The sequence below is a fragment of the Mesorhizobium sp. M1E.F.Ca.ET.063.01.1.1 genome, assembly GCF_003998155.1.
Classification (GTDB): domain Bacteria; phylum Pseudomonadota; class Alphaproteobacteria; order Rhizobiales; family Rhizobiaceae; genus Mesorhizobium.
Genome location: NZ_RZSC01000626.1, coordinates 1 through 3,464 on the forward strand (window position 1 = coordinate 1; position 3,464 = coordinate 3,464).

Annotated in this window: 4 protein-coding genes; 2 read left to right on the top strand and 2 right to left on the bottom strand. The window is 64.2% G+C overall.

The genetic code is table 11. The features are described 5' to 3' along the window. Positions 1-1,286, top strand: a 1,286-nt coding sequence (locus EOA29_RS29430; protein WP_127221978.1) for an NAD(P)H-hydrate dehydratase, incomplete at its 5' end; no start/stop codon positions are given. A gap of 164 nt (positions 1,287-1,450) precedes the next feature. Here EOA29_RS29430 and waaF read toward each other — a convergent pair. Then, positions 1,451-2,473 (bottom strand): lipopolysaccharide heptosyltransferase II, encoded by a 1,023-nt coding sequence (gene waaF / locus EOA29_RS29435; protein WP_126094084.1) that lies wholly within the window; start codon positions 2,471-2,473, stop codon positions 1,451-1,453. A gap of 157 nt (positions 2,474-2,630) precedes the next feature. On the opposite strand from waaF, the gene EOA29_RS29440 reads away from it, so the two are divergent. Next, positions 2,631-3,026, top strand: coding sequence for a DUF6165 family protein (locus EOA29_RS29440; RefSeq protein ID WP_126094083.1), 396 nt, complete (start codon positions 2,631-2,633; stop codon positions 3,024-3,026). Positions 3,027-3,035: 9 nt separating this feature from the next. Here the strand turns inward: EOA29_RS29440 and EOA29_RS29445 are convergent. Beyond that, positions 3,036-3,464, bottom strand: a 429-nt coding sequence (locus EOA29_RS29445) for a carboxyl transferase domain-containing protein (protein ID WP_281061117.1), incomplete at its 5' end; no start/stop codon positions are given.

The following is a 3,464-nucleotide window of genomic DNA, read 5'->3' on the forward strand; positions in this document are numbered from 1 at the left end:
CGTTGTGGGTGTCGGGCGAGCCGCGGCCAGGCAGTGACGCCGCGCTCGCCGCGGCCGACTGCCCGCTCGAGCGCCGGCCGCTGTCTGCCTTCACTGCCGAGCCCGGCTCGCTCGTGGTCGTCGCACTCTATGGGGCGGGGCTGTCCAAGCCGCTGTCGGGCGATGCCGCCAGGGCGGTCCGGATCGTGACGGATCTCCGCTTGCCAGTCGTCGCCATAGATCTGCCTTCCGGCGTTGCCGGCGAGAGCGGGGCCATTCTCGGCTGCGCATTTCGCGCAGCCATAACCGTGACCTTCGCGCGAAAGAAGCCGGGGCATCTGCTTTTGCCGGGGCGTGAGATGTGCGGCGAGATCGTGCTTGCCGACATCGGCATCGGTGACGGGATCATCGCTCAAATCGCGCCTCGAACCTTCGAGAACGGACCGGCGCTTTGGCTGGCAGGCTTTCCGGCCCCGGCTGTCGATACGCATAAATACAGGCGAGGCCACGCGAGCGTTTTTTCCGGCGGACCGTCGGCGACGGGTGCTGCCCGGCTGTCGGCACTTGCCGCCGCGAGAAGCGGGGCAGGGGCGGTGACTGTGCTGTCGCCGGCCAACGCCATGCAGGTGAACGCGGCGCATCTGACCTCGATCATGCTGCGCAAGGTCGATGCGGTTGCCGATCTCGGCGCGTTCCTCACCGATCGCCGCCCCTCGTCCTTCGTGCTCGGTCCGGGTTTCGGTGTCGGCGAAAAAGCGCGCGATTTTGTCCTCGCGCTGCTCGATGCAGGGCAGGGACAGGACACAGCCATTGAAGGGTTGGTGCTCGACGCAGACGGCATCACCTCGTTCCGCGACGAGCCCGAGACGCTGTTCCAGGCCGCCGGCAAGTCCGCGGCGCCGGCGCTGGTGATGACGCCGCATGAGGGTGAGTTCGCCCGGCTGTTCCCTGACGTCGCGAACGACAAGGCGCTCTCCAAACTGGCCAAGGCGCGCGCGGCGGCGGCGCGTGCCAATGCCGTCATCGTCTACAAAGGCGCCGACACTGTTATCGCCGCGCCAGATGGACGCGCCGTCATCAACAGCAATGGAGCGCCTTGGCTTGCCACCGCCGGCTCGGGCGATGTGCTGGCGGGAATCGTCGCGGGGTTCTTGGCACAGGGCATGCCGGCCTTCGAAGCGGCCTGCGCGGGTGTCTGGATACATGCCGAAGCCGGCAGCCGGTTCGGTCCTGGGCTGATCGCCGAGGACATGCCGCTGGCCATGCTGCCGGTGTTGCGCGAACTGGTGGAGAGCGCCACCGGATGAAGCGGCTGGTTTTCCTTTTGGCTGCCCTCGCCATGGCCGGGTCCGTTGCGAAGGCGGTGCCGCCGATCGTCCGGTCACCATTGTCGATCTGCGCGCGCTCGATGCCGAGGGCTTCGGCTTCACGCCCGTCCGACACGCCTAGCGCCGCCAAGCATGGGGGGGCGTCATGCGCTTTGCGGGTGGCGTGCCTCTTCAAGAGCGCCGGCCAGGGCCTCGCGTACTCTTTCTTCGCTCACACCCAACGTGTCCTCGATCCAGCTGGGGGTCGAAATGGGCGGCTCGAGAAGGCGAACGTGCTCATTCACCGGCGCGTGGAGGTATGAGAGATTCGAGCCGAAAATGAGCACACACGGAATGTTCAACGCTGCGGCGGCGTGGGACATGCCGCCGTTGACGCCAAGGAACAGCGCTGACGCGCCCAGTTGATACATCACATCGATCAGCGGCGTGGTGGTGAAATCGACCGCATGTGGCACCTCGGCGCGAATCCGGTTCGCGGCATCGCGTTCGCGAGGGCCCCCGACGATCCACACGGCCCAGCCCCGATTGGAATAGTCTTTCGCGATCGAGATGAAGCGCTCCATCGGCCACGATCGGGGGCTTTCCATATCGCCGGTAAAAATCGCCAGAGCCGGCCTGTCGGCTTCGACACCGGCACGGCTGCGCCAGTCATCCAGTTCCGCGGCGGGAATGATCAACTGCGGCGCCGGCCAATCGACATTGGCCATCGGCTTCGCACCCAGCGTGACGATGGAGCACACCTCTTCATAGAGGCGTGTCTTGCGCGGGCCGAACGCCCACAAATGGCGCAGCCAGTCCGCCGGCAGGCGGTTGACCAAACCGAACTGCAGCTCCTGCGGGTAGCCGATCCGCTCCGGTATGCCGGCCATGAACGGTATCAAGGCTGCTTTGATCGTGCTTGTCATGAGATAGGCCGAGCCATAGTTCTCTTTGCGGAGCTCGCCAGCGAGATTGCGGCGGGCCGCCAAGCCCAACTGCATAGGCCGCCTATTGAGCGCCCAGGCTTTGCGGACATGCGGCATGAATCGGGCGAAAGCTACGTTGCCGGGCGATGTCACAACATCGATCGGACAGTCGGGGAACCGCTTCGCGAGGATGCGGATGGCCGAATGACAGCGGACGAAATCGCCGACCGCCGGAAAGCCGACCAGGAGAATTGGATCCAACAGATATACCTTTCAATTCTATCGAGCCGAGGCGCCGCCGCTGTCCGGCAGATTGACTTCGCTCGTTTCGGCTGCCTATTGCCGCTACTCTATCCGGCGAGGTCCATATTCCCCGCCGCTAATGTTTGACAAGGCTCTCCGGAAAAGGACAATTTGCATGGTCCGCCCCATACTCGTCGAGATCGCCCCCGGCGAATTGCTGGACAAGATATCGATCCTCGAGATCAAGGCGGCAAGCATTGCCGACGCGGCCAAGCGCGCCAACGTCCTGCACGAACTGGAGCAATTGTCCCATGTTCGCGACGAGCACATTCCGGCATCGGAGGCGTTGGCGGGTCTTTACGCGGACCTGAAGGCCGTCAATCAGGCGCTCTGGGTTATCGAGGACGATATCCGCGTGGAGGAACTCAACAAGCGTTTCGGCGACCGTTTCATTGAACTCGCCCGCGGCGTCTATCGGACGAACGATCGTCGCGCCGCGCTGAAGCGGGAGATAAACCTGCTGCTGAGTTCCGCGATCATCGAGGAAAAATCCTACGAAAACTACGAATAGGACCATCCCTCACAGCGGGATGTTGTCGTGCTTCTTCCAGGGGTTCTGCATGTCCTTGTTGCGCAGCATGCGCAGCGCTCGCGCGATACGGCGGCGGGTCGAGTGCGGCATGATCACCTCGTCGACATAGCCGCGCTCGGCCGCGACGAAGGGCGACAGGAAGCGATCCTCGTAGGTCTTTGTGTGGGCGGCGATCTTTTCCGCGTTGCCGATGTCCTTGCGGTAGATGATCTCGACCGCGCCTCTCGCCCCCATCACCGCGATCTGCGCCGTCGGCCAGGCATAGTTCATGTCGCCGCGCAGGTGCTTCGACGCCATGACGTCATAGGCGCCGCCATAGGCCTTGCGGGTGATCACCGTGATCTTCGGCACGGTCGCCTCCGCATAGGCGAAGAGCAGCTTGGCGCCATGCTTGATCAGCCCGCCATATTCCTGCGC

What these genes read in the sequence shown, in the direction of transcription:
- EOA29_RS29440 (WP_126094083.1), top strand. Translation starts at nt 2,631, where the DNA reads ATGGTCCGCCCCATACTCGTCGAGATCGCCCCCGGCGAATTGCTGGAC.